Source organism: Streptococcus sp. CCH8-H5 (assembly GCF_001556505.1).
Taxonomy (GTDB): Bacteria; Bacillota; Bacilli; order Lactobacillales; family Streptococcaceae; genus Streptococcus.
The window spans coordinates 133,484-159,990 of record NZ_LSIZ01000032.1; the positions used below are offsets into that span (position 1 = coordinate 133,484).

A 26,507-nucleotide genomic window follows, 5' to 3' on the forward strand; every position below is an offset into this window, starting at 1 on the left:
CTAAGAAAAACAGCAAAAAAATTAAAAGGAATAAACATGTCATTAACATCAAAACAACGTGCCTTCCTCAAATCGGAAGCACACACCCTTAAACCTATTGTACAAATCGGGAAAAATGGTCTTAACGACCACATCAAAACTAGCGTTCGTAACGCTCTTGATGCCCGTGAATTGATTAAAGTAACCCTACTCCAAAATACTATGGAAGATATTCATGAGGTTGCTGAAATCTTGGAAGAAGAAATTGGCTGTGATACAGTCCTTAAGATTGGACGTATCTTGATTCTCTATAAAGAATCAGCTAAAAAAGAAAATCGTAAGTTGTCACCAAAGGTCAAAGCAATCCAAAAATAGTTGCCGACTTTGCTTGGTGAAGGACAAACTAAGGTATAGGAACACTTTTGAAGCATTAAAGCTAGCCTTAAGACAGTTGTATAATGCTTGAAAAAGAGGAGGCGTACATGGCACTAGATCTCGTAACCCCATTTACAAAGGTTCAACTAGAGGAAGAAATCAAAGATACAGGCCGTAAGCAAGTGGGAATATTAGGTGGAAATTTCAATCCTGTTCATAATGCCCACTTGGTTGTTGCTGATCAGGTGCGTCAGCAGTTGGGCCTCGATGAAGTTCTTCTCATGCCTGAATATGAGCCACCTCATGTCGATAAAAAAGAGACCATTGATGAAAAACACCGCCTTAATATGCTTATGTTGGCTATTAACGGTATCGAAGGATTGGACATCGAAACCATTGAGTTGGAACGTAAGGGAATCAGCTATACCTATGACACCATGAAGCTCTTGACAGAGGCTAATCCTGATACGGATTATTACTTTATTATTGGAGCGGATATGGTCGAATACCTACCTAAGTGGCATCGAATTGATGAACTTATCGAGATGGTCCAATTTGTTGGTGTTCAGCGTCCTAAGTATAAGGCTGGAACCTCTTACCCAGTTATTTGGGTGGATGTGCCCCTTATGGATATTAGTTCAAGTGCAGTCAGAGCCTACATTAAGAAGGATCGCACACCTAACTTTATGGTGCCACAGTCTGTACTTGCCTACATCAAGAAAGCGGGGCTCTATAAATGACCTATGAAAAATACCTAGACTATTCTCGTGAAGAACTTCTTGAAAAAGTTCGAGCGGTCATGAGCCCTAAACGCTTCAATCATGTTCTGGGTGTTGAGCGAGCTGCTATTGCTCTTGCTGAAAAGTACGGATATGATACTGAGAAAGCCGGATTGGCTGGTTTGCTTCATGATTATGCCAAGGAACTTCCAGATCAGGAATTCTTGGGGCTTATTGATAAATATAAGCTTGATCCTGAATTGAAAAATTGGGGGAATAATGTCTGGCATGGCATGGTTGGGATTTACAAAATCCAAGAAGATTTGGGATTGACTGACCCCGAAATTCTACGCAGTATTGAAATCCATACCGTCGGAAGCCATGAAATGTCAACCCTAGATAAGATTGTCTATGTGGCTGATTATATTGAGCATAACCGTAATTTCCCTTTGGTAGAGGAAGCTAGACAAGTAGCAGAGCAATCCTTGGATAAGGCCGTTGCTTTTGAGGCAGTTCATACCGTGGAACACTTGGCTCATCAGGCCTTACCGATTTTCCCACAAACCTTGGAAACCTATAATGCTTTTGTGCATTACTTAAAAGATTAATAACAAATTACTGGAGAATATCATTGACTAAAGAAGAATTACTTGAATTGGTTGTCAAAGCTGCTGATGAAAAGCGAGCTGAAGACATCGTTGCCCTAGATTTGTATGGTCTTACTAGCCTAACAGATTACTTTGTTATTTTGAGTGCCATGAATAGCCGTCAGTTGGAAGCTATTGCGGACAACATTCGTGAGAAAGTTAAAGAAGCTGGTGTGGACGCTAGTCACATGGAAGGTGACAATAAGGGTGGTTGGATTCTTTTGGATCTTAACGACGTCGTTGTTCACATCTTTACAGAAGATGAGCGTGCACACTATAACCTCGAAAAACTCTGGCATGAAGCACCAATGGTGGATGTGTCAGCTTATTTGGCATAAGAAATTGAACTCAGTTGGCGACAACTGGGTTTTGTTGCTTAATTGAAAATCTAATGGAAAGAAAGGATAGGGCCTCGTGTTTAGTTAATTTGTCAACTGAACACGAGCTAAAAGCTGTGAGATAAAGATAAACTTTCTTTGTACTGGCGATACGGCAGAAATTTTCCTATTTTCTCTGTGCTTTTGACGCTCTTTGTATCTTGATTTATGGCTACTTATGAAACTTTTGCGGCGGTCTATGACGCTGTTATGGATGACAGTCTTTACGATTTGTGGACGGATTTTTCCCTCCGTCATTTGCCAAAGACTAAGGACAAAAAGAAATTGCTTGAATTGGCTTGTGGAACAGGGATTCAATCGGTACGTTTTTCTCAAGCTGGTTTTGATGTCACTGGACTTGATTTGAGTGCTGATATGTTGAAGATTGCGGAGAAGCGTGCGTCTTCTGCCAAGCAGAAAATCGATTTTATTGAAGGCAACATGCTGGATTTATCACAAGCTGGCAAGTATGATTTTGTGACCTGTTATTCAGACTCAATCTGCTATATGCAAGACGAAGTAGAGGTTGGGGACGTCTTCAAAGAGGTTTACAATGCACTTAATGAAGATGGTGTCTTTATCTTTGATGTGCATTCGACCTACCAGACAGATGAGGTTTTCCCTGGCTATTCCTATCATGAAAATGCAGAAGACTTTGCTATGCTTTGGGATACTTACGAGGATGCGGCTCCGCATTCTATCGTCCATGAATTGACCTTCTTTGTTCAAGAGGAAGATGGGAGCTTTAGCCGTCATGATGAGGTGCATGAGGAGCGTACCTATGAGGTCTTGACTTATGATATCTTGCTGGAGCAGGCTGGCTTCAAATCCTTCAAGCTTTACGCCGATTTCGAGGATAAGGAACCTACTGAAACTAGTGCACGTTGGTTCTTTGTGGCACAGAAGTAAATAAAATATTGTTAATCTTATGCTTAGGAGGTAAGGAAAAATGAGTATACCAGTACCATTTGGTGAAATTATTGAAAAAGAAGTGATTACCAATATACCCAAAATTTATCAAAAGTTAAAGCAAATTTATAAGGACTTACAGTTTAAAACAGAAGAGGAGTTAGGTGTTGTTTATCAGAATTATTTAAAATTTACTTATGATAAATATTCTAAAGTTAAAACATTGCTTTATAAAAACGAAGGTAAGTTTATATATGATTTCTATGAACATGTTTATTTGAATAGCGCTGATTTAGAAAAGCTAGAAACTGATAATACTGAGCAGATTTTTAATAAGTCGTCTAATATTATTTTGACAGGAACTGGTGGGATTGGTAAATCAATGCTTGTAAAACATATTTTTATCGACCAAATACAACAAGCTACATCAATTCCAATTTTTATTGAGTTAAAATCTCTTAATGATTTTGAGTTTTTGGACAACAGGTTAATTGATTTTATTTATCATGAGATTCGAAGCCATCATTTAGATTTAGAAAAGCAATATTTTGAGGTGACTTTAAATGCTGGAAGATATACAATAATTTTTGACGGATTAGATGAAGTAAATCCGTCAAAACGTTCGTGGTTAGATAGAGAGATTAAAGAGTTTGTAACTTTATACAATGAAAATCGGTATGTTTTATCTTCAAGACCGTCTGAGGAATTTATAGGATGGAATCAATTTATTGAGTATGAAATTAGTAAAATGGATAAGGTACAGGCACTAGCTTTAATCAATAAACTGAAGTATGATGAAAAAGTAAAAAAACGTTTTCATAAAGAATTAAATGGTCATTTATATGATACTCATAAATCTTTTGCCTCTATCCCACTCCTGTTAACGATTATGTTAATGACTTATGAAGCTGGGGCTTCTATTCCAAATAATTTAACTGATTTTTACAATCAGGCCTTTTATACATTGTACCAAAGACATGATGCATCTAAATCAGGATACAAAAGAGAACTAAAAGCAAAATTAACCCCTGAGGAATTTCGAAATATATTAGCATACATTGGTTTGAAAACATTCTTTGATGGGAAAGTAGATTTCGATAGAACTACACTTGATGATATAATTACTAAATATTGTTTAAAAAATAACTTTGAATTAAAGACGAATGATATAGTTTATGATGCGACTCACAGTGCTTGCATGATGCTTCAAGAAGGTGTTAGTTTAAAGTTCTCTCATCGTTCTTTCCAAGAATACTTTGCTGCAGTAGGTATTAATCAACTAGATGATAAACTTCAAAGACAGATATTAGTTAAGTGGTCTGAAGCAGATAGAAATAATATTAGTTCCCACAGAACTTTTATGAATGCACTTTTCACGATACAGAAAGAAAGAACTTTCAAAAATTTATGTATTCCAATTATAGAAAGTATAGATGAAAAGTATAGGAGAATGGGAGATATCGCAGAGAGAATTAGTACATGTTTTAAATACTTTATCTGTGACAAAGGCAGCAGAGGAAGTAAATCTGTATTAGGATTTTCACTAACAAATGAAGTTTACTTCTACTTCACTTTGCAATTTTTAATATTTGATAACATAGGCGTAAATATTTTGTCAATAAGTGATTTTGAAAGTATAAAAAAATTAGAGGCTAGTATAGTATCTAATTGGAAGATAGGTGAAAGAAAAAATTATAACATGTTGACAGATGATGAAAAATGTTTGATAAATAAGTGGGTAAATGGCTGGTATTTTAGTAGACACAATTACTTAAAAGAATGGTCAATTAAATTCGTTGAGGAAACAACCACTCAAAAACGGAGTCTACAGAATATAATAGATTCAATTTAACAGACAAAGGGTATAAAATGACAGTTACAGGTATTATTGCTGAGTTCAATCCTTTTCATAACGGCCACAAGTATCTCTTGGATCAGGCTGAAGGCGTAAAAATTGTTGCCATGTCTGGGAATTTTGTCCAGCGAGGTGAGCCAGCTATTGTGGATAAGTGGACTAGGGCTCAGATGGCTTTGGAAAATGGAGCAGACCTCGTGGTTGAGTTGCCCTTCCTGACATCAGTCCAGTCTGCCGATTATTTTGCTGCTGGAGCCGTGGATATCTTATCTCGACTGGGAATTGATAGCCTTACCTTTGGCACGGAAGAAGTTCTAGATTATCAGAATATAGCAGATGTTTATTCTGAAAAGTCTGAGGAAATGGAAGCCTTTGTGGAGAGTTTGCCGAGTGATTTGTCTTATCCACAGAAGACGCAAAAAATGTGGGAAAAGTTTGCTGGTGTGGACTTTACTGGCAATACCCCCAACCATATCCTAGGATTAGCCTATGCCAAAGCTTGTGCTGGTAAGGACATAAACCTGAATCCTATCCAGAGACAAGGAGCCGGCTATCATTCCTCAGACAAGGAAGTATCTTACGCCTCAGCGACCAGTCTTCGTCTCCACAAGCAAGATAGTGATTTTGTGGATAAGTTCATGCCCAATAGCAAACTTTTTCAGACTTCTCCACAGGTCTCTTGGGATAATTATTTCCAATTGCTGGTTTATCAGATTTTTACAAATCCCGATTTGACTAGTGTTTTCCAGGTGAATGAAGAGATTGCCAGTCGTTTAAAGACTGCTATTCGTGAGGTTTCTTCTGTGGAGGAACTAGTGGATAAGGTGGCGACTAAACGCTATACAAAAGCACGGGTACGTCGTATTTTGACCTATATCCTAGTTGGAGCTGTGGATAATCCTTTGCCTGAATCTATTCATGTGCTTGGATTTTCTCAAAAAGGGCAGGCTCATCTCAAATCTGTGAAAAAGTCTGTGGATATAGTGGCTCGGATTGGAAGGGAGCCTTGGGATATGCTTACACAACAAGCGGATAATGTTTATCAATTAGGTAATCCCGAGCTTTCTCAACAAAACTTCGGACGCATACCAATTAGAGTAAAATAGTTTTATAGAAGGTCTACCTCTAGTAGGCTTTTTTACTTTTCGGAAAATATTCTTAAAAAGGTCAAAAAAGATCAAATAAAGCTATTGACCTTTACTGACTAATAGTGTATGATAGTCACATAAGGATTTATCTTCCTTATAAGTCTTGTAGCGTGGGTTAGTTCCTTCTAAAAAGGTAATTATAGCTTGGCTACAAAAAAATGATAACAAAGGTCAAAAAAAGTCAAAAAAACTATTGACTATTACTGACCAATGTTGTACAATATAAACATAAGGAAATGAAATCCTTATGAAGGCTGTGTAAATAGCCCATATACCAATAAAAAAGGATTGCAGCTAGTTTGCAAAAATTTTCATCTGAAAGGTCAGTAAAAGTCAAAACTAAATTCTTGACCTGATCAAATGAAAGGTATATGATAAAACTATAAGGAAAAAGGATTCCTTAATGTACAAGTTTCTTTCGTCGAAACTCTTCATAGTTTTGAAAGAGGCTTGGAAGTTAGCTATATTGAGAGATTCACAGAAAGAAGGTGGCTCTTATGCTAAATGACAATTTATTTAAGACTGTGAAAGTTCTCGGTCTCCTACCAAGAGCAAAACCTGAAATTATTAGAAGAGTAGTTGAAGCTACTAAAAATTTTTAGGGTTTTGGTCAGTAAAAGTCAAAACTTACACATTAACATAAAAAATAACATTTAAAAAATTTCACAAGAAAACACAAAACGAGGTAATTATATGAACAACAACTTTAACAATATGGACGATCTTTTCAATCAATTGATGGGGAACATGGGTGGTTACCGTTCAGAAAACCGTCGCTACATGATTAACGGTCGTGAAGTGACACCTGAAGAATTTGCTATCTACCGTCAAACAGGTCAATTGCCTAGTAATGAAGGTGAAGCAGTGAACCCAACTCAACATCAAGGTAAAGGACCTAAACAAGATGGTATTCTTGCTAAACTTGGTCGTAACTTGACTGAAGAAGCTCGCGAAGGTAAATTGGATCCTGTTATCGGACGTAACAAAGAAATCCAAGAAGCTTGCGAAATCTTGGCTCGTCGTACCAAGAATAACCCAGTCCTTGTCGGGGACGCTGGTGTTGGTAAAACAGCTGTAGTTGAAGGTTTGGCTCAAGCTATCGTTAATGGTGATGTCCCAGCTGCTATCAAGAACAAAGAAATCATCTCAATTGATATTTCTGGACTTGAAGCTGGTACGCAATACCGTGGTAGCTTTGAAGAAAACATTCAAAACTTGGTAAATGAAGTCAAAGAAGCTGGAAATATTATCCTCTTCTTCGATGAAATCCACCAAATTCTTGGTGCCGGAAGCACTGGCGATGGCCAAGGGTCTAAAGGTCTTGCTGATATCTTGAAACCTGCTCTTTCACGTGGTGAATTGACAGTGATTGGTGCAACAACTCAGGATGAATACCGTAACACTATCTTGAAGAACGCTGCTCTTGCTCGTCGTTTCAACGAAGTTAAGGTTAATGCTCCTTCTGCTGAAGATACCTTCAAGATTCTCCAAGGTATCCGTGATCTTTATGAAAAACACCACAATGTTATCTTGCCAGATGATGTCTTGAAAGCAGCAGTAGATTTCTCTGTCCAATACATTCCACAACGTAGCTTGCCAGATAAGGCTATCGACCTTGTCGATGTAACAGCGGCTCACTTGGCTGCTCAACACCCAGTGACTGATGTGAATGCTGTTGAACATGAAATCGAAGAAGAAAAAGCTAAACAAGAAGCTGCAGCTGCCAAAGAAGACTACGAAGCAGCTCTAAATGCTAAAGTTCGCATTGAAGAACTTGAAAAGAAAATTGCTAACCACACAGCAGACCTTAAAGTCACTGCAACTGTTAACGATGTGGCTGAATCTGTAGAACGTATGACTGGTATCCCAGTATCGCAAATGGGAGCAACTGATATCGAACGTTTGAAAGATATGGGCCACCGTTTGCAAACTAAAGTTATCGGTCAAGATAAAGCCGTTGAAGCAGTGGCACGTGCCATCCGTCGTAACCGTGCAGGATTTGACGAAGGTAACCGTCCAATCGGTAGCTTCCTCTTTGTAGGACCTACTGGTGTTGGTAAAACTGAGTTGGCTAAACAATTGGCTCTTGATATGTTCGGAACCAAAGATGCCATTATCCGTTTGGACATGTCAGAATACAGCGACCGCACAGCCGTTTCTAAATTGATTGGTACAACAGCTGGTTATGTTGGTTATGATGACAATAGCAATACTTTGACAGAACGTGTTCGCCGTAACCCATACTCAATCGTTCTTCTCGACGAAATTGAAAAGGCTGACCCTCAAGTCATCACCCTTCTCCTCCAAGTTTTGGACGATGGTCGTTTGACAGATGGTCAAGGTAACACTGTAAACTTCAAGAATACTGTGATTATCGCAACTTCAAACGCAGGCTTTGGTTACGAAGCTAACTTGACAGAAGATGCTGATAAACCAGAACTTATGGATCGTTTGAAACCTTACTTCCGTCCAGAATTCCTTAACCGTTTCAATGCTGTCATCGAATTCTCACACTTGAGCAAAGAAGATCTTTCTAAGATTGTCGACCTTATGTTGGTTGAAGTTAACAAGACGCTTTCTAAGAAAGACATTGACTTGGCAGTTAGCGAAGCTGCTAAAGAATACATGACTGAAGAAGGCTACGACGAAGTCATGGGTGTTCGTCCACTCCGTCGTGTGGTTGAACAACAAATCCGTGACAAAGTCACAGACTTCCACTTGGATAACCTTGATGCTAAACACCTAGAAGCTGATATGGAAGATGGTGTCTTGGTTATCAAAGAAAAAGATGCTAAATAAAAAGCATAAAACCTCCTAATCCTATTTATGAAGCAGAGATGTTAGTAGACATCTCTGCTTTTTTTCTTTTTTATTTAAGACTTTCCTTGGGTGCTACGGACGGAAGCGACTTCCTAACGGAATTCCATTCCTAAGATTTGAGTCTGGGTCTCAAATCTTCCGAGTGAGAGAAGCAATAGGACTTCTCTTACTTTTAGCACAGCGGAAAGTCTTGTTTTGTGTATAGCTGTGACTTTTATATTTATTCTTAAATATAAAATGAGATAAAATTGTTTAAATTATGATAATATGATAAATAGTTAAAAATATATTCTATTTTCAAGAAAGCGTTGACAACGCATTCATATCGCTATATAATTTTTGTGTAAAATTAAATTTTAGTTAGTGATTTCTTGGGCTTAATATTACAATCTTTTGTTATTTGATAAGGAGAAATAATGTTAAAAGTAGTTTTATGGATTTTGGCTATTCTACTTCTTGTAGGAATAGCAATGTTGAACCCCCTAATTGCAGCTGGTATTGTGATTGCAGGATTGTTAATCCAGTTGTTTTTGAAGAAATGAGTTAATAGGAAAAAAGTATGAAAAAGATAATATATGGTATTTTAGCGATTTTATTAGTGATTGTCGTAGGATTCATTTTTCTTAGCGTATATAAAGGGAGTGAGTCATCTGGTAATCAAAAACCAAAGACAGAAATCATAGTAAATGTAAAATCTTTGGAAAAGGTCAGTGAGTTAGTTTTACTCAATGCATCTATTCAAAAAGTTAAGTCAATAGAAAATAATACAAAGTTATTTGGTAGTAACTTTGTAATACCTGGTTCAGAAAAGAAAGCACTCATTATTCTAAATTATACGGCAAAATACGGCAAAATTCGGTATTAAGAATGATGTAACCATTAAAGATAATGGTAATCATAATTATCAAGTTACATTACCCAAATTTGAAGTTATTGGTGTTGAATTAGATAAAGACAAACCTTATACACTCTACGATACTAGTGGAGGGATTCTTAGTTATTCGACTAAAGACATAGATACTGGTGAGGCTGTTGCAGAAGGTTTTTCAAATAAGGAACAACAAGGTTTTATAAAGGACAATAAAAAATTATTAAAGGAGTCAGCCGAGAAGTACTACTCTACAATGATTAAATCTTTGGACCACGAGGCAAAAGTGACAATTGAAACTCAAAAATAAAGGTAAGGAAAAGATATGTTAAAGTAAATTTTTAATGTTAGCGTTTATGTACTTGCAGTTTTTGGATTTATATTTACATTGTTAATAATTTTTTTGGCTATTAGAGATTCTTCGAATGAAAATTCTACTAATGGCAATAATACGTCAAAAGTAGGACAAAGTATTACGGGTTCGAAAAAAAAAGTAGCAAAAACGGAAGAACTATATAGTGATAAAAATATTAAAATAACAAGAACTGGTGGAAATATTATTATTGATAACTTAACGGATAAAGAAATTAATATTGAATCAACTATTGTAATTAACAATAGTATTGAAGCAACACCATTTAGTTCGTCACAATCTAGTATCGATCCGAAAGGAAAGCAGTCAGTATCTATATCAGAATTTGTTGCAGTTAATCCAGGACAGAAAGTTGAGGAATCAGACGAAAAAGCAAAAAAAGCAAACTACTATAAGCATAAAATGAAGAGCGGTGAAAATATTGGGTGGACTGCTAATATACAGAATGGTAACTATGATACAATGAATTCATTTAGTATAAATTTTAATTACTAATTGTGAGGAGATGCAGAATGGATTTATTGGATAAACTGTTAAGTAATAAGATTGTTAATACAAATGGTTACACACGTTCAGATACTGGTACCAAAGTCCATTCCTATTTAAGGACACATCCTAAAAATCAAGGCTTAACGAAATCAGCAACATGTTCTATTATTAATGCTTTAAAAAAGAAATAGTAATTATATGAAAATAGGTTTAGTAGCGTTCTCTTTAATCTGATTAGTGGTGCCTTTTATTATTGAATGGTACTTTCTGTTGTGAAAAAAAGGAACATTGAGTGACTATTACACTATCCATAAACTTTTTATAAGTTTTCATCATTGATAAAAAAGGTAAGTAGCACAGGCTACTTACCTTTATTCTTTATCATCACCTTGATACTTTTGCAAGCGTTCTTGGATGATATTGAGTCGGGGTTCGAGGTCTTTCTTGAAGACACGTGTTTTATAGTTGAGGTCTTGTTTGATGTCAGCAAGTACCAGGTTTTGTTCCTTGATGATGTCAAGGTTGCGTTTGATATTGTCCAAATCGTAGGAGATATTTTCTCGTGATTGGTTGAGGTCTAGGATTTCCTCTTTGATGTCTTCACGTCGTTTATAGGCGTAGTAGGCACCGTAGGCGAGGGCTCCAAGAGCTAGAAAGCGTCCAATTTTCATTCTGTTACCTCTTTAGCGATGCTGTCAGCAAGGTCAGCCAGGGCAGCGAAGTCTGGTTCGTGTTCGTCAAATCCCATGTGGATACCATCGTCTGCACCGTAACGAGGAACGAGATGAATATGAGCGTGGAAGACGGTTTGTCCAGCAACTTCTTCGTTGTTATTAAGGATATTCATGCCGATTGCTCTAGTTGCTTTTTGCACGGCACGAGCAATTTTTGGAACACGGCTAAAGACAGTCTCAGCAGTCTCAGCAGACATTTCTAAGATGTTACGAACGTGCTCTTTAGGAATAACCAAGGTATGTCCTTTTGTAGCTTGTGAAATATCGAGGAAGGCTAGAACCTTGTCGTCCTCGTAGACTTTTGATGAAGGGATTTCTCCAGATATAATTTTACAGAAAATACAATTATCCATAATAACGACCTTTCCATGAGTTTTTGTTATAATAGATTATATCATACCAAAGAGAGAAAAGATAATGCTTAAATTAGAAAAGGTGACGGGTGGTTACGCTAATATTCCCGTCCTAAAAGATGTGACTTTTGAGGTGGCTGATGGTGAATTGGTTGGTCTCATTGGTCTTAATGGTGCTGGGAAATCAACAACAATTAACGAGATTATTGGTCTCTTAACACCTTATGGGGGACAGATTGCTATTGATGGGTTAACTATTCAACAAGATCCAGCTAGCTATCGTCAGAAGATTGGCTATATTCCTGAAACGCCAAGTCTCTATGAAGAGTTGACGCTTCGTGAACATTTGGAAACGGTGTTGATGGCCTATGGTCTTGATGTGACTGAGGGGATGGCACGTGCGGACAAGTACCTCAAACTCTTTCGCTTAGATGAAAAGTTAGATTGGTTCCCGACTCAGTTTTCAAAGGGAATGAAGCAGAAGGTCATGATTATCTGTGCCTTTATTGTTGGTCCAAGTCTTCTCATTGTTGATGAGCCCTTCCTAGGTTTGGATCCCTTGGCGATTTCGGACTTGATTGAGCTTTTGGCTGAGGAAAAAGCGAATGGTAAGGCTATTCTCATGTCGACTCACGTTTTGGATTCGGCTGAGAAAATGTGTGAACGTTTTGTCATCTTGCATCACGGTCAAGTCTTGGCACAGGGGACCCTTGAAGAGCTTCGTGAGACATTTGGTGACAGTAGTGCCAGTCTTAACGATATTTACATGCAGTTAACTAAGGGAGAATTGTCATGATAGCTAAGCTATTTAAGGAGCGTAGCAAGCGATTCAATGCCCGCTGTGCTAAGTATAGCCGCTACGTCTTTAATGATCACTTTATCTTGGTTCTTCTCTTTCTGCTAGGTTTTGTCTTGGTTCAGTATAGCCAGTTGCTGAAGCATTTTCCAAAAAATCCGTGGGCAATCATTCTTGGCCTGCTTGTGCTTTGTCTGTTATTACCTTTCTGGGGGAATATTGCGACTTATCTAGAACCTGCGGACAAGCACTACCTTTTGGTTAAGGAAGAAGAGGTGCTAGACCATGTTAAGAAGGCAACGGGGCGTGCTTTTAGATTTTGGGTAATCGTACAAACCCTGATTTTTATTTTGGTTATTCCTCTCTTTTTAGCCTTGGGACTTCCAGTTTGGGGAGTTATCCTTGTAGCTGTGGCTATGGCTATTCTTAAGTATGTTATTTTCCAGAAAAAGGCTCAACCTTTTTATAAGCAGTCTGGACTGAATTGGACTGAAGCTATTGCAGGAGAAAATAAGCGTCAACAATCGATCTTGAAGTTCTTTTCACTCTTTACCAATGTTAAAGGGATTACGTCGAGTGTTAAACGTCGTGCCTATTTGGATGGTATTCTCAAACGTACAAAGAAAGACAAGGAAAATACCTGGTATAATCTTTACCTAAGAGCCTTCTTGCGTTCTGGAGATTACTTTGCCCTTAGCCTACGCCTTTTTGCCCTAACGCTTTTAGTTATCTTTTTGGTTCCTGAAAAATGGCTGGCTATGGTGCTTGTGGTTGTTTTTGACTACCTCTTGCTCTTCCAGCTCACAGCGCTAAAATCACACTTTGCTTATCAGAGAATGGCTAACCTTATGCCAGTTGGAAAAGACATGCAGGTGAGCAATCTTAAGCACTTGATTACTCAGATTGTACTTGTGCTGACTCTGGTCCAGGCTATTTGCCTCTTCGATCTTAAGTTTAGCCTGATTTTGGTTGGAATTATGCTAGTTTTGAGCCTTGTTTACCTACCAGCCAAGCTTAAGAAGATGATTGACTAACACCTATTAAATAAGTTAAAATAGAAACGAATGACTAAAGAAAAAGGAGATGCCTAGGTGACATCAACAGATAAAGATTTGAGCCTGACTCCTCTCAAAGGAAATAGTGGTAAGGCCTATATGGGAACTTACCCAAACGGAGATCGCGTCTTTGTGAAGATGAATACAACACCAATCTTGGCAGCTCTTGCCAAGGAACAGATTGCACCACAGCTCTTGTGGGCTAAGCGTCTGGGAAATGGTGACATGATGAGTGCACAGGAGTGGCTTGATGGTCGTATTTTGACCAAACATGACATGAACAGTAAACAGATTATCCAAATTCTTGGTAATTTGCACCGCTCTAAACACTTGGTTAATCAACTTTTGCAGTTGGATTATCATATTGAAAATCCTTTTGATCTTCTACACGAGTGGGAAGAAAATGCTGCTTACCAATTGCGTGAGAATGGCTTCCTTCAAGACGTTGTTAGAGATTTGAAACGTCATCTTCCAGAGTTTCGTGCAGAGATTGCAACAATTGTTCACGGAGATGCTCGTCATAGTAACTTTGTCATCACAACCTCAGGATTGATTTATTTGGTTGATTGGGATTCTGTACGTCTAACAGATCGTATGTATGATGTGGCACAGATCCTCAGCCATTATATTCCATTGGCACATTGGCCACAGTGGTTGTCATATTATGGCTATAAGAACAATGACCTTGTGATGGACAAGATTTACTGGTATGGGCAATTTTCATATTTGACACAGATTTCAAAATTCTTTGATAGTCGTGATATGGAACATGCCAACCGAGAGATTTATGAACTTCGTAAATTCAGAGAGACCTTGCACAGATATTAGAAAGTAGACATGCGAGTTAGAAAACGTAAAGGTGCAGAGGAACACCTAGCTAACCATCCTCAGTACGTTATTCTTGAGCCGGAAGCTGCTAAAGGTAAGTGGCATGAGCTTTTTGGTAATGATAATCCTATCCATATCGAGGTAGGATCTGGTAAAGGGGCCTTCATTACTGGTATGGCCCAACAAAACCCTGACATCAACTACATTGGTATTGATATTCAGTTGTCTGTTTTGAGCTATGCCTTGGATAAGGTCTTGGCTTCTGGTGCTGAAAATGTCAAGCTCTTGCGCGTGGATGGTTCAGCTTTGACCAATTATTTTGAAGATGGCGAAGTGGATATGATGTATCTGAATTTCTCAGATCCATGGCCTAAGAGCCGTCATGAGAAACGTCGTCTAACTTACAAGACTTTCCTAGATACTTATAAGCAAATTTTGCCTAAAAACGGAGAGATTCACTTTAAGACAGACAACCGTGGACTTTTCGAATACAGTTTGGCGAGCTTTTCACAGTATGGAATGGTTATCAACAAAGTTTGGTTGGACCTTCATGCAAGTGATTATGAGGGCAACGTCATGACTGAGTACGAGCGTAAGTTCTCAGAAAAAGGTCAGGTCATCTACCGAGTAGAGGCTCAGTTTAAAGATTAATTATTGAAAACTTGATTAAAAATAACGATTAGCCTATTGATGGCTAATCGTTTGATGTGGAGAGGTCGCATAGAGGCCGAGTGCGCACGCTTGGAAAGCGTGTAGTCCTTAACGGGGCTCGGGGGTTCGAATCCCCTCCTCTCCTTTGAGAAATAGACAAAGTGTCCCTTCCGTTTTAGAAGGGACACTTTTTAGGTATAGTAATTAAAAAGAAGATGGTTTTAACAGCTTTTTATGATAGGAGGACTCAATCCTTAGTCCCAAGGGCTCTGAATCCCTGCTACCCAACCGGTACAGAGGGCGCTAGTAATGTTAAAGCCACCAGTATGGGCATTGATGTCAAGGACCTCTCCTGCAAAGTGTAGGTGAGGGACTTTTTTACTTTCTAGAGTCTTGGGATTAATTTCCTTAAGGTCAACGCCACCTTTAGTCACAAAGGATTTGGCAAGTGACATTTTACCTGTGATTGGAATTTCCATGCCCTTAAGCTGACTGATAATGTTTTCCAAGTCTTTGGGATGCAGTTGTTTAACCTTGCTATCAGCCTTGTCTTCTGCTAGGAATTCAGCGACACGCTCAGGTACAAGAACTTTGAGGGTGTTTTTGACAGATTTCTCGCGATTTTCCTCAAAGTAAGCCTTGAGATTTTCTTGGCTTTGGTTGGGAAGAAAGTCCAGATGAGCTATCTCACCACCCTTGACAAAACTGGAAAGACGTAGGGCAGCTGGGCCAGATAGGCCAAAATGGGTGAAGAGAAGGTCATGGGTAATCTTGTGCTTGCCATAGGATAGAGTGACATCATCAAGAGAAATTCCTTGTAAGGCCTTGTGGGGGAAGTCGGTTAGGAGTGGACTTTCCGCAGCTTCAAGATCAGTGACTTGGAGCTTAAAATGACGGGCAATATCATGTCCAAAACCAGTTGAACCAGTCGATGGATAAGATTTTCCTCCAGTTGTAACGATGAGTTTATCACTGGTAAAAGTTTGGTCTGAAGACTTAACTTGGAATTGCTCATCAACCTTTTTGACGGAGACAACTTCTGTATTGGTGAGGATGCTAGCACCAAGTTCCTGAATTTTATTTTCCAGAGCTTGGATGATGGTCCGAGATTTATCTGTCTTAGGGAAGACACGTCCGTGATCCTCAACCTTGAGTTTGACACCATTGTCCTCGAAAAAAGCAATGATATCGTGGTTATCAAACTGTGAAAAGACGCTATAGAGGAAACGGCCATTACCTGGAATACCTGCTAGAAGATCGTCTAAAGTCCCGTTGTTAGTAACATTACAACGTCCACCACCAGTACCAGCCAGCTTCTTTCCGAGACGTTTATTTTTTTCAATCAGAAGGGTTTGTTGGCCATAGAAGGCTGAGGCAATAGTCGCCATCATGCCAGCAGGACCCCCACCAATAACGATAGTATCAAAATGTTTCATGCCTTTATTTTAGCATAATTTAAAAAGGGAGAATAGTTTGTAAATGGTCAGTTTTTTTAGATAATTTATGTTAGAATAGGAGTAGAAGTTTAAATTAGAATAGTTATTAACTATGGAGGAAAATATCGTGTCTGAAAATAACATGAAACACCGTTCATCTGTCTACGATAGCATGGTTAAATCACCTAACCGTGCCATGCTTCGTGCGACTGGGATGACGGATGATAGTTTTGAAAAGCCTATTGTTGGGGTTATCTCAACTTGGGCTGAGAACACACCATGTAATATCCACTTGCACGGTTTTGGTCAAATTGCCAAAGAAGGTGTTAAAGAAGCGGGTGCTTGGCCAGTTCAATTTGGTACGATTACTGTTGCAGATGGTATTGCCATGGGGACACCAGGAATGCGTTTCTCATTGACATCTCGTGATATCATCGCTGACTCAATCGAAGCAGCTATGGGTGGTCACAACGTCGATGCCTTTGTTGCTATTGGTGGTTGTGATAAGAACATGCCTGGTTCTATGATTGCCATTGCTAACATGGATATTCCAGCGATTTTTGCCTATGGTGGTACCATTGCACCAGGTAACCTTAACGGTAAGGATATCGACTTGGTTTCTGTTTTCGAAGGTATCGGTAAATGGAACCACGGTGATATGACCGCAGAAGAGGTTAAAGATCTTGAATGTAATGCCTGCCCTGGTCCTGGCGGTTGTGGTGGTATGTATACTGCCAACACAATGGCGACAGCAATCGAAGTAATGGGGATGAGCCTTCCAGGATCATCATCTCATCCTGCAGAATCAGCTGAGAAGAAAGCAGATATCGAAGAAGCAGGTCGTGCAGTTGTTAAGATGCTTGAACTAGGTCTTAAGCCATCAGATATCTTGACACGTGAAGCCTTTGAAGATGCCATCACTGTCACAATGGCACTTGGTGGTTCAACAAATGCGACACTTCACTTGCTCGCTATTGCTCATGCAGCTAACGTTGATTTGACACTTGAAGATTTCAACGATTTCCAAGAGCGTGTGCCTCACTTGGCTGACTTGAAACCTTCAGGTCAATATGTCTTCCAAGATCTTTACAATGTTGGTGGTGTACCAGCCGTTATGAAGTACCTTCTTAAGAATGGTTTCCTTCACGGTGATCGTATCACATGTACTGGTAAGACTGTTGCAGAAAACTTGGAAGCCTTCGATGATTTGACACCAGGTCAAAAAGTCATCATGCCGCTTGAAAATCCTAAACGTGCTGATGGTCCATTGATTATCTTGAAAGGTAACTTGGCTCCAGAAGGTGCGGTTGCCAAAGTATCAGGGGTTAAAGTTCGTAACATCACTGGTCCTGCTAAAGTATTTGACTCAGAAGAAGATGCCATCGAAGCAGTTCTTTCTGATGAAATCGTTGATGGCGACGTAGTTGTTGTACGTTTTGTAGGTCCTAAGGGTGGTCCTGGTATGCCAGAAATGTTGTCATTGTCTTCAATGATCGTTGGTAAAGGTCAAGGGGACAAGGTTGCCCTCTTGACAGATGGACGTTTCTCAGGTGGTACTTACGGACTCGTTGTTGGTCACATTGCTCCTGAAGCTCAGGTTGGTGGACCTATTGCCTACCTCCGTACAGGTGATATGGTTACAGTTGACCAAGATACCAAAGAAATTACGATGCACGTTTCAGACGAAGAGTTGGCGAAACGTAAAGCCGAAACTGAGTTGCCACCACTTTATAGCCGTGGTGTCCTCGGTAAATACGCCCACATCGTTTCTTCAGCGTCACGTGGTGCCGTTACCGACTTCTGGAACATGGATAAATCAGGTAAAGCCTAATGATATGATATAAAACAAAATCACACCGGACATTTGTTCGATGTGATTTTTTGATATTAAATCCTGAGACAGTTGTTGGCAGTATGATGACAAGTAATGGTTTGTCTGTTGTTACTCTAGTAAAAACCGGTTGGAAATGTCCAATCGGTTTTCCTTTTATTTTCCGCCTCGAGGTGAGATACCAAGAGCGATACGTCCATAACGACTGATGCGTGTCATCTTCCAGACTGGTGAATAAGTGGTTTCCACCTTGACAGAGTTAATACCGTCAATGGATTTTAGCTTTTCAGCGATTTCATAAGGCATAGTCTCTTCACAGCCACAACCAGTATCAGTAAAGGTCATAAGGAAGTAGCAGTGGCCATTTTCATCGACAGTGATTTCATAAATCAAACCAAGGTTGTAAATGTCTAGCTCAATCTCAGGATCGAATACAGTGGTCATTTGTTCGACGATTGGCTCTAAGAAGGGCTGGGCCAAATCATTGACCTTAATATCATCACGGAAGTTTTTCATAGGACTCATTCTTTCTATTTTGCTTTTGTTTATTATGGCATAATTTAGGGCTTTTTTCAATCTCGGATGGCAATATGAGGCTTTAGTAAGCGAGTAAAGTAACAATAAAAAAACTCCAACAGTCAAACCGTTGAAGATAATGTGATTTATGCTTCAATATCAAGTCGTTTTGCAACCAAGGTTGCTCGAATACCATCAAAAATTGGAGCAAGAATGAAAATCCCAAACCTTGTGGAATTGTTCCCACCATTCCTAGATACAACAGATCTGATACCGACCAAACCCAATTTGGAAGTACCGATTGTTTAAGTCAAAGACTTTCCTTCTATATACATTTATACCCACACATAGTTTACCAAAAGCCTAGCTTCCTATCAAGTAAATTGTTTGAAGAGTGAAAGGAAAAAAGTCCTTCAGATATCCAGAATAACTAGTCAAATTGACAGAAAGGAGTGATTGTGATATTCTCATAGTAAGACATTTCAAGAGAAAATGAGGCTATTATGAGTATTGAAAAGACAGTCAGCGAGATTGCTGAAATCCTTGGTGTTAGTCGTCAAGCAGTCAATAATCGTGTCAAACAACTTCCAGAAGAAGATCTAGAAAAAAATGCTAAAGGGGTTACTGTCGTTAAACGCAGTGGCTTGATTAAGTTGGAGGAAATTTACAAGAAAACCATCTTTGACGATGAACCAATCGATGAAGAAACAAAACAACGTGAGTTGTTGGAGATTCTTGTAGACGAGAAAAACTCTGAGATTGCCCGTCTCTATGCTCAGTTGAAGGCTAAGGACGAGCAGTTGTCTAACATGGATGACCAATTGCGTGTTAAAGACGTTCAAATCGCCGAAAAGGACAAGCAAATTGATCAACAGCAGCAATTGACCTTGACTGCAATGAAGGACAAGGAAGAGCTTAAACTGGAACTTGATGAGGCTAAGGTTGAGGTTGACGAAGCCAAGGCCCAAGTGGAAGAAATCCAGACCAAACAAGAAGAAGCTTCTAAAAAAGGTTTCTTTGGACGTCTATTTGGAAAATAAAAAAGAAGCTGGGACTCAGTCTCAGCTTTAACTATTGTAGGAGATTAAAATGGAAAATTTAGAAACTTATATTGCCTTTGATTTGGAGTTTAACACAGTGGATGGTGTTAGCCATATTATCCAAGTATCGGCTGTTAAGCTGAACCAGCATGAGGAAGTGGACCAGTTTGATTCTTTCGTCTATTCGGATGTTCCTTTGCAATCCTTTATCAATGGTTTGACTGGAATTACAGCGGATAAGATTGCCAAGGCACCAAAGCTAGAGTCTGTTCTGGCGGATTTTAAATCATTTGTTGGTGACACTCCACTTATTGGCTACAATGCTCTTAAATCAGATTTGCCTATTCTAGCTGAAAATGGTTTAGATTTGGAAGAGCAATATGCTTTAGATGTTTTCGATGAGGCCTTTGACCGTCGTGCTTCTGATTTGAACGGTATTGTTAACCTCAAGTTGACTAGTGTGGCAGATTTCTTTGGAATCAAGGGACACGGTCATAACAGCTTGGAGGATGCTCGTATGACCGCACAGATTTACGAGAAGTTTCTCGAATTAGATGAGAATGCCAAACTCTTGGAGCAACAGGAAGAAGTCAGTAACAATCCTTTTGCTGCCTTAGGTTTGGGTGGCCTTTTCGACTAGGGCTTTACAGAAGCTGTAAAGGGTGTAAAGAGTGATAGCTAACTTTTTCTGTAAGAAAAGAAAATCCTCTAGGGTTAGGGCTTGCATATTACCTTGCGTTATAAGGTAGAATCTAGGTATCAAAGGTGGTGGAGGACCTCCTTTGATAGAAAATCTTAAAAGGAGGTGACTGAGATGTCGCAGTTTTCAACAGGAGAGTTGGCTAAGGCAGCAGAAGTGTCTGTTAGGACTGTCCAGTACTATAATCAACGTGGTATTTTGACGCCATCTGAAGTCACAGAAGGTGGTCGGAGAATCTATCACGACTCAGACTTGGAACGCCTGCAAGTCATTTGTTTCTTAAGAGATTTGGACTTCTCAATCAAACAAATCAAGAAACTCTTGCAAGAGGAGAATAGGGAACAGGTTTTAGAGCTTTTGTTGACAGATCAAATCGAGAGCTTGGAAAAGTCTTCAGAGGAAATAGAGGTCAAACTAAAACGTGCCCGTCACTTGCAAAAAGCAACTGCTAAGTGGCGTCAACTTTCACTAGAAGATTTGTCAGACATTTCACGTCTTATGGAAAATCAAAAATCATGGCGAAATTTGCAGTTGAGAATGTATGGGAGTGTCGTTCTAATCTCCCTTCTTTATCTGATAGGTCTACTGATAGTTATTTATTATTTTAAGGATCCGAGAGGTTTGTTTGTTGTCTGCCCCGCATTTATCATAGCCACAAATTTAGTGGTGTTTCACTATAGAAAGCAGTTCGAATACCTCTGTCCTAATTGTCATAGGACCTTTGATCCAAGTTTTAAAGAGTTTGCTCTTGCCGGACATACACCAAGGACTCGAAAACTGACTTGTCCTCATTGTCATGTTAAGACCTACTGTTTGGAGTTGGCTAAGACTAAAACGAAATAAATTTATCGAATATAAAAAAACGCTTGAGAATTACTTCTCAGGCGTTTTTAGCTTATTCAACTGAACTTAGAGCTTCGAGCATATTTAGTTTGGCAAGGCGTTTGTTAACGACGAAGCCAAGGATAATAAGAATGAAGCCGATAAGAACAGCTGGTAGAAGGTAAGTAGCCAATCCGATCGATGGATCAAACATGATACGATCTGGCGGAATGATGCTTACCATATATTGGTGGAGTGCTTGTCCAAGACCAAACCCTACGAAGATACCGATGATAGACAGGTAAATAGTTTCACGATAGATGTAGAGGGATACTTCATTATTGTAGAAACCAAGAACCTTAACGGTTGAAAGTTCGTGGATACGTTCTGAAACGTTGATGTTAGTTAGGTTATAGAGAACAACCACAGCAAGGAGAATGGAAACCGTAATCAAAATACCAATAACCTGTGTCAATGAATTGACCATAGTGCTGATTTGCAGTTTAAGATTGTTGTTTTGAACAACACCGTAAACATTTGGCAAGTTGATGAATTTGGCTGCCATATTTTCAACATTTTGCTTAGTTGGTTCAGCGAGAGTAACAAGGTTGGCGTTGTTCACTGAAGGTGTCCCAAAAGCCTTTTGGTAGTAGCTAGCATTCATAAAGAGGAAATGCCCCATGTACATTTCAGTGATACCAGCTATCTTAATCTTGACAGATTCATCCTGACTGTTTTGCACAGTAATGGTATCTCCGACCTTGAGGTTTAGAAGTTTTGCCATTTTTTCAGAGATAATTGCTCCGTCATTAGATAGCTTTAGAGTCTTATTGCGGTCTCGGTCGTGTAAGCTAACGTAACTGTCAATGAGTTTTTCGTCACGGTCGTTGAAGACAAGAGTTGAGATTTCTTGGGTGTCCTTATTGGTACCGGCAATTTTTTGCAAGGTTTCAAAATGGACATTCAAGTATTCTTTGACGTCTTTGCTATCGAGGAGTTTAGTGAGTTCCTCATCCAGAGCACTTGACGCATTTGGTTGCTTGGCAACAATCATATCATAGTGAATGATGTCTTCAAACTGTTGCTGGTTAAGGTTAGATACAGAAGATCGAATTCCTAAACCTGCGAAGAGAAGTGCAATAGAACCTGCGACACCAAAGAGGGTCATAAACATCCGTTGCTTATAGCGGAAAATATTACGCATGGTAACTTTTTCCGTAAAGCTGAGACGTTTCCAAAGCGGTGTGATGCGCTCTAGGACAATCTTAGCTCCTGCTCGAGGTGGTTTTGGAAGGAGGAGTTGGGAAGGTTTTTCCCAGAGCTCTTTCTTGGCAACCACAAAGGCAGGTAGCACAGCAGATAAGAGACCTAAAAGGAAGGCCACAAGGGTAAGTCCTAAGTAGAAGTGCAATTCAAAAGCAGGAAGCTGCAAATCGCTCTTATAAGTGTTGTGAATTAGAATCGGAAGTAGTGTATGACCGGTAATAACACCTGCGGTTGTACCAGTAATACTCGTTATCAAACCATAAATGACGAATTTATGGATAATTCGCGAATTACTGTAGCCTAGGGCGTTGAAAATACCAGCCTTACCACGCTCTTCTTCAACAAAGCGTCCCATGGTTACAAAGGTAACCAAAGCTGCCATAAAGTAGAGAGCGACAGGGAAGATGTTACTCACATCGTGAATGATGTTAATATTACTTTCATAAGCAACATATCCCTCGGAACCCGGAATCTCTCGACGTGAGTAGAATTGATAGCTGGGCGCTGGTAAATTATCAACCATTGCTTGACTTTCTTCGAGTTCTTTTTGCTTGGCTTCAATCTTGGTAGTAGCTTCTTTGACACTAGCAGCTTCAGCAGCGTTGCTTGTAGCCATTTGCTGGGTCTGTGCGAGGGCTGTTTCAAGTTCTTGTTTAGCTTGAGTAATTTGAGCTTGAGACTGAGACTTGATCTCAGTTAGGCGTTTCTCAGGTTCATCTTTAAAGAGTTTCTTAAGTTCAGCCTTTCGTTCAGAAATCTTATTTGCGTATTCTTCACTAAAAGGACTAACATTTTCCAAATCCTTGTAGCGGATGCGGGCAATCATGTAATCATTAGAGGTGAAGTTCGTCTCTGGAACAATGGCGTAGCCATCTAGTTTCCCCGTACCAGCGCTGGCATTACCAAGACGGTTCCTAGAGAGAAGTTCAGAGGAATTAACAAAACCAGTAATGGTATATGTTTGTTCCTTTAACTGTTTTTGCCCTGAGCTATCTACTGGCTCAGAAAAGTTAATCTTATCTCCAACGCTATATTCTTCTTTATAAGTTGAGGAAAGAGCGATTTCCCCGTCCTTGGTAGGAAGTTTCCCCTCAATAAGGTCGTAAGTGGAGATTTTCTTAGGTTTAGAGAAGATACGAAATGCCGTATTCGTTCCCTTGACGACAGCATCTTTGAAATAACCATACTCGATGTCTACATTTTTCTTTTTAATTGTATTGAGAAGGTCCTGATCGGTTTGGTTGATACTGTAAGTACTGATTAAGCTCAAGTCAGCTGTTTGATGCGTCTTGAAGAAGTGTTCCCCAGTTTTCTTCATATTAGGAGAAGTTACTTTAAGACCAATCAAGGCAAAGGATCCCAGTGCCATAAGTAAGGCAATAGAGAGCATACGCCCTTTAGAAGCTACAAAGGTTCGCCAAACATCTTTCCAATAAGTTGTTTTTTTCATGACGTTGCTCCTTTCTAGTATTCCAAGTCCTCGATTTTTTGTGGATTAGGATTAAGTTCCACACTCTTAATCTTGGCATCGTGCATTCGAATGACACGATCGGCAATTGGAGCTAGAGAAGCATTATGGGTAACGATAATAACAGTTGTTCCCTGTTTGCGAGCCATTTCTTGAAGGAGGGTCAGGATTTGTTTTCCTGTTTGATAATCCAGAGCCCCTGTTGGTTCATCACAAAGAAGAATCTTTGGATTTTTGGCAACGGCGCGTGCAATAGCGACACGTTGTTGCTCCCCACCAGATAGTTGTGATGGGAAGTTGTCTAAGCGGTCTCCCAAACCGACTTCGACGAGTGTTTGAGTAGCATCTTTAGCGTTTGGAACGATTTCAGATGCTAGTTCGACGTTTTCCCTGGCCGTAAGGTTAGAAACTAAGTTGTAAAATTGGAACACAAAGCCAACGTCCTCACGACGATAGGTTGTAAGTTCTTTGGCTGTGTATTCAGAGATATGCTTACCATCAATAATGACGCGGCCTTCGTCATTGGTGTCCATACCACCCAAGATGTTAAGAACGGTTGATTTCCCAGCGCCAGAGGCACCAAGAATAACGACAAGCTCCCCTTTTTCGATATCAAAGCTTACGTCGTTGTTTGCGATAATTTCCAGATCACCGGTTTTATAGCGTTTATAGCTATGCTTCATTTGAATATAAGCCATGAATTTCCCTTTCATACGAAAATAATGATGCTGATAATTACCTATCTTTCCGTACTCTATTGTAACGGATTTTCCTTGGAATATCTAGGTTTTGAGGGAAAAAAAGGTTTAAAAGTAGAGAAGTTCTTCTTACATGTGACAGAAATGTGGACGAAGCGCTTACATATGAGAAAATACTATTTCAAATGAGCTTTGAGTAAGGTGAAGATTTGGTGAAATAGTTATAAAGTTAGGTTATTTTTAGTCTTTTACGGAGTGGATATACTATTTTTTTCAATTTCCATAATTATCGGAGAGTTTAGGTCGGTAAATACTTCATCATAGGGGTGCCAAAGGGAATCTAGTTTTCCGTCAAAGTTGATGATAGATAAAGAGTTTTTTCATAGTTTCTAGCAATGACGTATCCAGAATACGGACATTTTTTTTGAATTTGGAGGATACATTTTCTATATGGGGAAAGTTATTTATGGGGAAATAGAGGGCTTTTCGTAATGATTTTTTGTGTGTTAGTTATTTTTAAAGAAGTTGTAAACACCTTAAAAATATATATCTAAATGAGAGATGTGCATCTTTAGGATTAGTTATTTATTATGGGGTGTTCCATAAAGTTACCCTTCAATCCTTTTGTTGTGGCATTCTTTTGACTAATAGAGGAATTCTAGTTCCTAATCTTATTTTAGGATATTGAGAATTCGACTTCCTGTCTCAAGAATTCTTTTTTATAGTTACATTTAAAGTGTTTTGACAAAATTTTCTTATCCGATAAAATTTTTTTGGAGATAAGTCAGCAAAAGTGCTTTCTGAAGAATCTGTCTAAAAAACAACTATTATTTCCCTAAGTACTACTTAAAGAAATTACCATTTGCATAGCGTAAAAAAGCTAATCTGATAATAGATTAGCACCAATTTTAAGACATGAAGTTGTCATTTGTTTAAAATGCTTAAAAATTAAAGAAACGCTTGAAATCAAGGGGGTTGCATGCTAAGATTATTATCTGGGTGAAGGGTTGGTCAAACAGCTCAACCAACCTTTTACCTCCTACAGCAGTAAATAGGACGCCTTGTTAGCCAGTTAGAGCTAACCAAATAAATAGTGAGGGATTTATGATTAAGAACAAAGATAATGGTTTTATCGGCAAAGCAATAATCAGCTTGATTGCTACTTTGGGGATTCTGGCTCTATTCATGGGTACCAGTGGGGCCTCGGCTGACGTCAAAGAAACTCCTAAACTTGATTTAGATGCCAATATGACTAAGGTTCAAACCGTTAGTGATGAGGACTTGAAGAATCATGATGGGCAAGCTCAGAATACGAAGAAGCAAGAAACACCTGGACAAAAACAGCCAGAAACTGAAGAATCTAAGACTACAGATGAGGAAACTCCTGACTACATCGTTATCACCGAGGTAGTGGATTCGTCGGAGCATAAGCAAGACTCTAATCAAGTGGTTGATGGAGTAGCTCAAACGCTTGACCCAGACTTGTTGAATGAGATTTTAGCTCAAACTAGCGAGGTTGGAGAATATCAGATTTATGTCAAGAATGATGATGAACTATTAATCTCAGGACCTGTACCTTCCCAAACAGCGAATGAGGATGTGAATTACCCTACTTTAGAAAGTTCATTGGATTCAGCGAGTATCTACTTAGGTCAAAAGAATCGCTATAAATTGGCAAACGAAGAAGACGCACAGTCAGGTCTTGCTTTGGTTGAAGAATAAAATTTTTATATGACTAACACAAAAAGACTTGG

Annotated in this window: 26 protein-coding genes, 1 tRNA gene and 1 pseudogene; 22 read left to right on the plus strand and 6 right to left on the minus strand. The window is 39.1% G+C overall.

The window, feature by feature from the left end:
- Positions 1-36: 36 nt before the first annotated feature.
- The 12 genes and pseudogenes from yhbY to AX663_RS10735 all read left to right on the plus strand — a co-directional run bounded on the left by yhbY (position 37) and on the right by AX663_RS10735 (position 10,750).
- The gene (gene yhbY, locus AX663_RS02295) at positions 37-354 is read left to right on the plus strand and encodes a ribosome assembly RNA-binding protein YhbY (RefSeq protein WP_002884193.1); all 318 of its coding nucleotides are present in this window, start codon (positions 37-39) and stop codon (positions 352-354) included.
- A gap of 107 nt (positions 355-461) precedes the next feature.
- Positions 462-1,094, plus strand: coding sequence for a nicotinate-nucleotide adenylyltransferase (locus tag AX663_RS02300; RefSeq protein ID WP_002884372.1), 633 nt, complete (start codon positions 462-464; stop codon positions 1,092-1,094).
- Positions 1,091-1,681, plus strand: a complete 591-nt coding sequence (yqeK, locus tag AX663_RS02305) for a bis(5'-nucleosyl)-tetraphosphatase (symmetrical) YqeK (protein ID WP_060972576.1) — start codon at positions 1,091-1,093, stop codon at positions 1,679-1,681. Before AX663_RS02300 ends, yqeK begins: the two co-directional genes overlap by 4 nt.
- A gap of 23 nt (positions 1,682-1,704) precedes the next feature.
- A complete protein-coding gene (gene rsfS, locus AX663_RS02310) occupies positions 1,705-2,058 on the plus strand; it encodes a ribosome silencing factor (protein ID WP_060972577.1) in 354 nt (117 codons plus the stop codon).
- Positions 2,059-2,265: 207 nt separating this feature from the next.
- Positions 2,266-3,006 (plus strand): class I SAM-dependent DNA methyltransferase, encoded by a 741-nt coding sequence (locus tag AX663_RS02315; RefSeq protein WP_013991077.1) that lies wholly within the window; start codon positions 2,266-2,268, stop codon positions 3,004-3,006.
- A gap of 40 nt (positions 3,007-3,046) precedes the next feature.
- On the plus strand, positions 3,047-4,858 hold the full coding sequence (locus tag AX663_RS02320) for an NACHT domain-containing protein (protein WP_060972578.1): 1,812 nt from the start codon (positions 3,047-3,049) through the stop codon (positions 4,856-4,858).
- A 17-nt stretch (positions 4,859-4,875) separates the two neighbouring features.
- A complete protein-coding gene (locus AX663_RS02325) occupies positions 4,876-5,967 on the plus strand; it encodes a nucleotidyltransferase (protein WP_060972579.1) in 1,092 nt (363 codons plus the stop codon).
- Positions 5,968-6,702: 735 nt separating this feature from the next.
- Positions 6,703-8,808: an AAA family ATPase gene (locus AX663_RS02330; RefSeq protein WP_014634941.1), complete on the plus strand. Its 2,106-nt coding sequence runs from the start codon at positions 6,703-6,705 to the stop codon at positions 8,806-8,808.
- 437 nt (positions 8,809-9,245) lie between these two features.
- Positions 9,246-9,371 carry a hypothetical protein gene (locus AX663_RS11000; RefSeq protein ID WP_002884447.1) on the plus strand — a complete coding sequence of 42 codons (126 nt, stop codon included), beginning with the start codon at positions 9,246-9,248 and terminating at the stop codon, positions 9,369-9,371.
- Positions 9,372-9,388: 17 nt separating this feature from the next.
- Positions 9,389-10,007, plus strand: a pseudogene (locus AX663_RS11035) (DUF4230 domain-containing protein).
- A gap of 93 nt (positions 10,008-10,100) precedes the next feature.
- The gene (locus AX663_RS02340; protein ID WP_231724201.1) at positions 10,101-10,565 is read left to right on the plus strand and encodes a hypothetical protein; all 465 of its coding nucleotides are present in this window, start codon (positions 10,101-10,103) and stop codon (positions 10,563-10,565) included.
- Positions 10,566-10,582: 17 nt separating this feature from the next.
- Positions 10,583-10,750: a hypothetical protein gene (locus tag AX663_RS10735; protein ID WP_192573950.1), complete on the plus strand. Its 168-nt coding sequence runs from the start codon at positions 10,583-10,585 to the stop codon at positions 10,748-10,750.
- Between the two features lie 180 nt (positions 10,751-10,930).
- On the opposite strand, the gene AX663_RS02345 is transcribed toward AX663_RS10735, so the two are convergent.
- Entirely contained in the window at positions 10,931-11,230 is a 300-nt protein-coding gene (locus tag AX663_RS02345) for a hypothetical protein (protein WP_060972580.1), read from the minus strand.
- A complete protein-coding gene (locus tag AX663_RS02350; RefSeq protein ID WP_037599159.1) occupies positions 11,227-11,646 on the minus strand; it encodes an HIT family protein in 420 nt (139 codons plus the stop codon). The genes AX663_RS02345 and AX663_RS02350 overlap by 4 nt, the downstream gene beginning before the upstream one ends.
- Positions 11,647-11,710: 64 nt before the next feature.
- Here AX663_RS02350 and AX663_RS02355 point away from each other — a divergent pair, with 64 nt between their 5' ends.
- The 5 genes from AX663_RS02355 to AX663_RS02375 all read left to right on the plus strand — a co-directional run bounded on the left by AX663_RS02355 (position 11,711) and on the right by AX663_RS02375 (position 15,121).
- Positions 11,711-12,442, plus strand: coding sequence for an ABC transporter ATP-binding protein (locus AX663_RS02355; protein ID WP_060972581.1), 732 nt, complete (start codon positions 11,711-11,713; stop codon positions 12,440-12,442).
- Positions 12,442-13,476, plus strand: coding sequence for an ABC transporter permease (locus AX663_RS02360; RefSeq protein WP_410532096.1), 1,035 nt, complete (start codon positions 12,442-12,444; stop codon positions 13,474-13,476). The genes AX663_RS02355 and AX663_RS02360 overlap by 1 nt, the downstream gene beginning before the upstream one ends.
- 57 nt (positions 13,477-13,533) lie before the next feature.
- Entirely contained in the window at positions 13,534-14,325 is a 792-nt protein-coding gene (gene ccrZ, locus AX663_RS02365) for a cell cycle regulator CcrZ (RefSeq protein WP_002884270.1), read from the plus strand.
- A gap of 9 nt (positions 14,326-14,334) precedes the next feature.
- Positions 14,335-14,976, plus strand: a complete 642-nt coding sequence (trmB, locus tag AX663_RS02370) for a tRNA (guanosine(46)-N7)-methyltransferase TrmB (protein WP_060972583.1) — start codon at positions 14,335-14,337, stop codon at positions 14,974-14,976.
- 58 nt (positions 14,977-15,034) lie between these two features.
- Positions 15,035-15,121 (plus strand) — tRNA-Ser (locus tag AX663_RS02375).
- A gap of 109 nt (positions 15,122-15,230) precedes the next feature.
- Here the strand turns inward: AX663_RS02375 and AX663_RS02380 are convergent.
- Positions 15,231-16,412, minus strand: coding sequence for an NAD(P)/FAD-dependent oxidoreductase (locus tag AX663_RS02380; protein ID WP_060972584.1), 1,182 nt, complete (start codon positions 16,410-16,412; stop codon positions 15,231-15,233).
- 112 nt (positions 16,413-16,524) lie between these two features.
- Here AX663_RS02380 and ilvD point away from each other — a divergent pair, with 112 nt between their 5' ends.
- Positions 16,525-18,243 carry a dihydroxy-acid dehydratase gene (ilvD, locus tag AX663_RS02385; RefSeq protein ID WP_142236628.1) on the plus strand — a complete coding sequence of 573 codons (1,719 nt, stop codon included), beginning with the start codon at positions 16,525-16,527 and terminating at the stop codon, positions 18,241-18,243.
- Between the two features lie 156 nt (positions 18,244-18,399).
- Here ilvD and AX663_RS02390 read toward each other — a convergent pair whose 3' ends face one another.
- Complete coding sequence (locus AX663_RS02390) at positions 18,400-18,759, minus strand: metal-sulfur cluster assembly factor (RefSeq protein ID WP_037598415.1); 360 nt, start codon at positions 18,757-18,759, stop codon at positions 18,400-18,402.
- Positions 18,760-19,262: 503 nt separating this feature from the next.
- Here AX663_RS02390 and AX663_RS02395 point away from each other — a divergent pair.
- From AX663_RS02395 to AX663_RS02405, 3 genes are all read left to right on the plus strand, one after another.
- Entirely contained in the window at positions 19,263-19,799 is a 537-nt protein-coding gene (locus tag AX663_RS02395; protein ID WP_002884601.1) for a DUF536 domain-containing protein, read from the plus strand.
- Positions 19,800-19,848: 49 nt separating this feature from the next.
- On the plus strand, positions 19,849-20,439 hold the full coding sequence (locus AX663_RS02400; RefSeq protein WP_002891650.1) for a 3'-5' exonuclease: 591 nt from the start codon (positions 19,849-19,851) through the stop codon (positions 20,437-20,439).
- Between the two features lie 174 nt (positions 20,440-20,613).
- Positions 20,614-21,342, plus strand: a complete 729-nt coding sequence (locus AX663_RS02405; RefSeq protein WP_060972585.1) for a MerR family transcriptional regulator — start codon at positions 20,614-20,616, stop codon at positions 21,340-21,342.
- Between the two features lie 52 nt (positions 21,343-21,394).
- Here the strand turns inward: AX663_RS02405 and AX663_RS02410 are convergent, their stop codons facing one another.
- Together AX663_RS02410 and AX663_RS02415 are read right to left on the minus strand one after the other, a co-directional pair.
- On the minus strand, positions 21,395-24,037 hold the full coding sequence (locus tag AX663_RS02410; protein WP_060972586.1) for an FtsX-like permease family protein: 2,643 nt from the start codon (positions 24,035-24,037) through the stop codon (positions 21,395-21,397).
- Between the two features lie 14 nt (positions 24,038-24,051).
- Positions 24,052-24,753, minus strand: a complete 702-nt coding sequence (locus AX663_RS02415) for an ABC transporter ATP-binding protein (RefSeq protein WP_060972587.1) — start codon at positions 24,751-24,753, stop codon at positions 24,052-24,054.
- Between the two features lie 1,104 nt (positions 24,754-25,857).
- Here AX663_RS02415 and AX663_RS02420 point away from each other — a divergent pair.
- Entirely contained in the window at positions 25,858-26,475 is a 618-nt protein-coding gene (locus AX663_RS02420; RefSeq protein WP_049546044.1) for a hypothetical protein, read from the plus strand.
- Positions 26,476-26,507 lie beyond the last annotated feature (32 nt).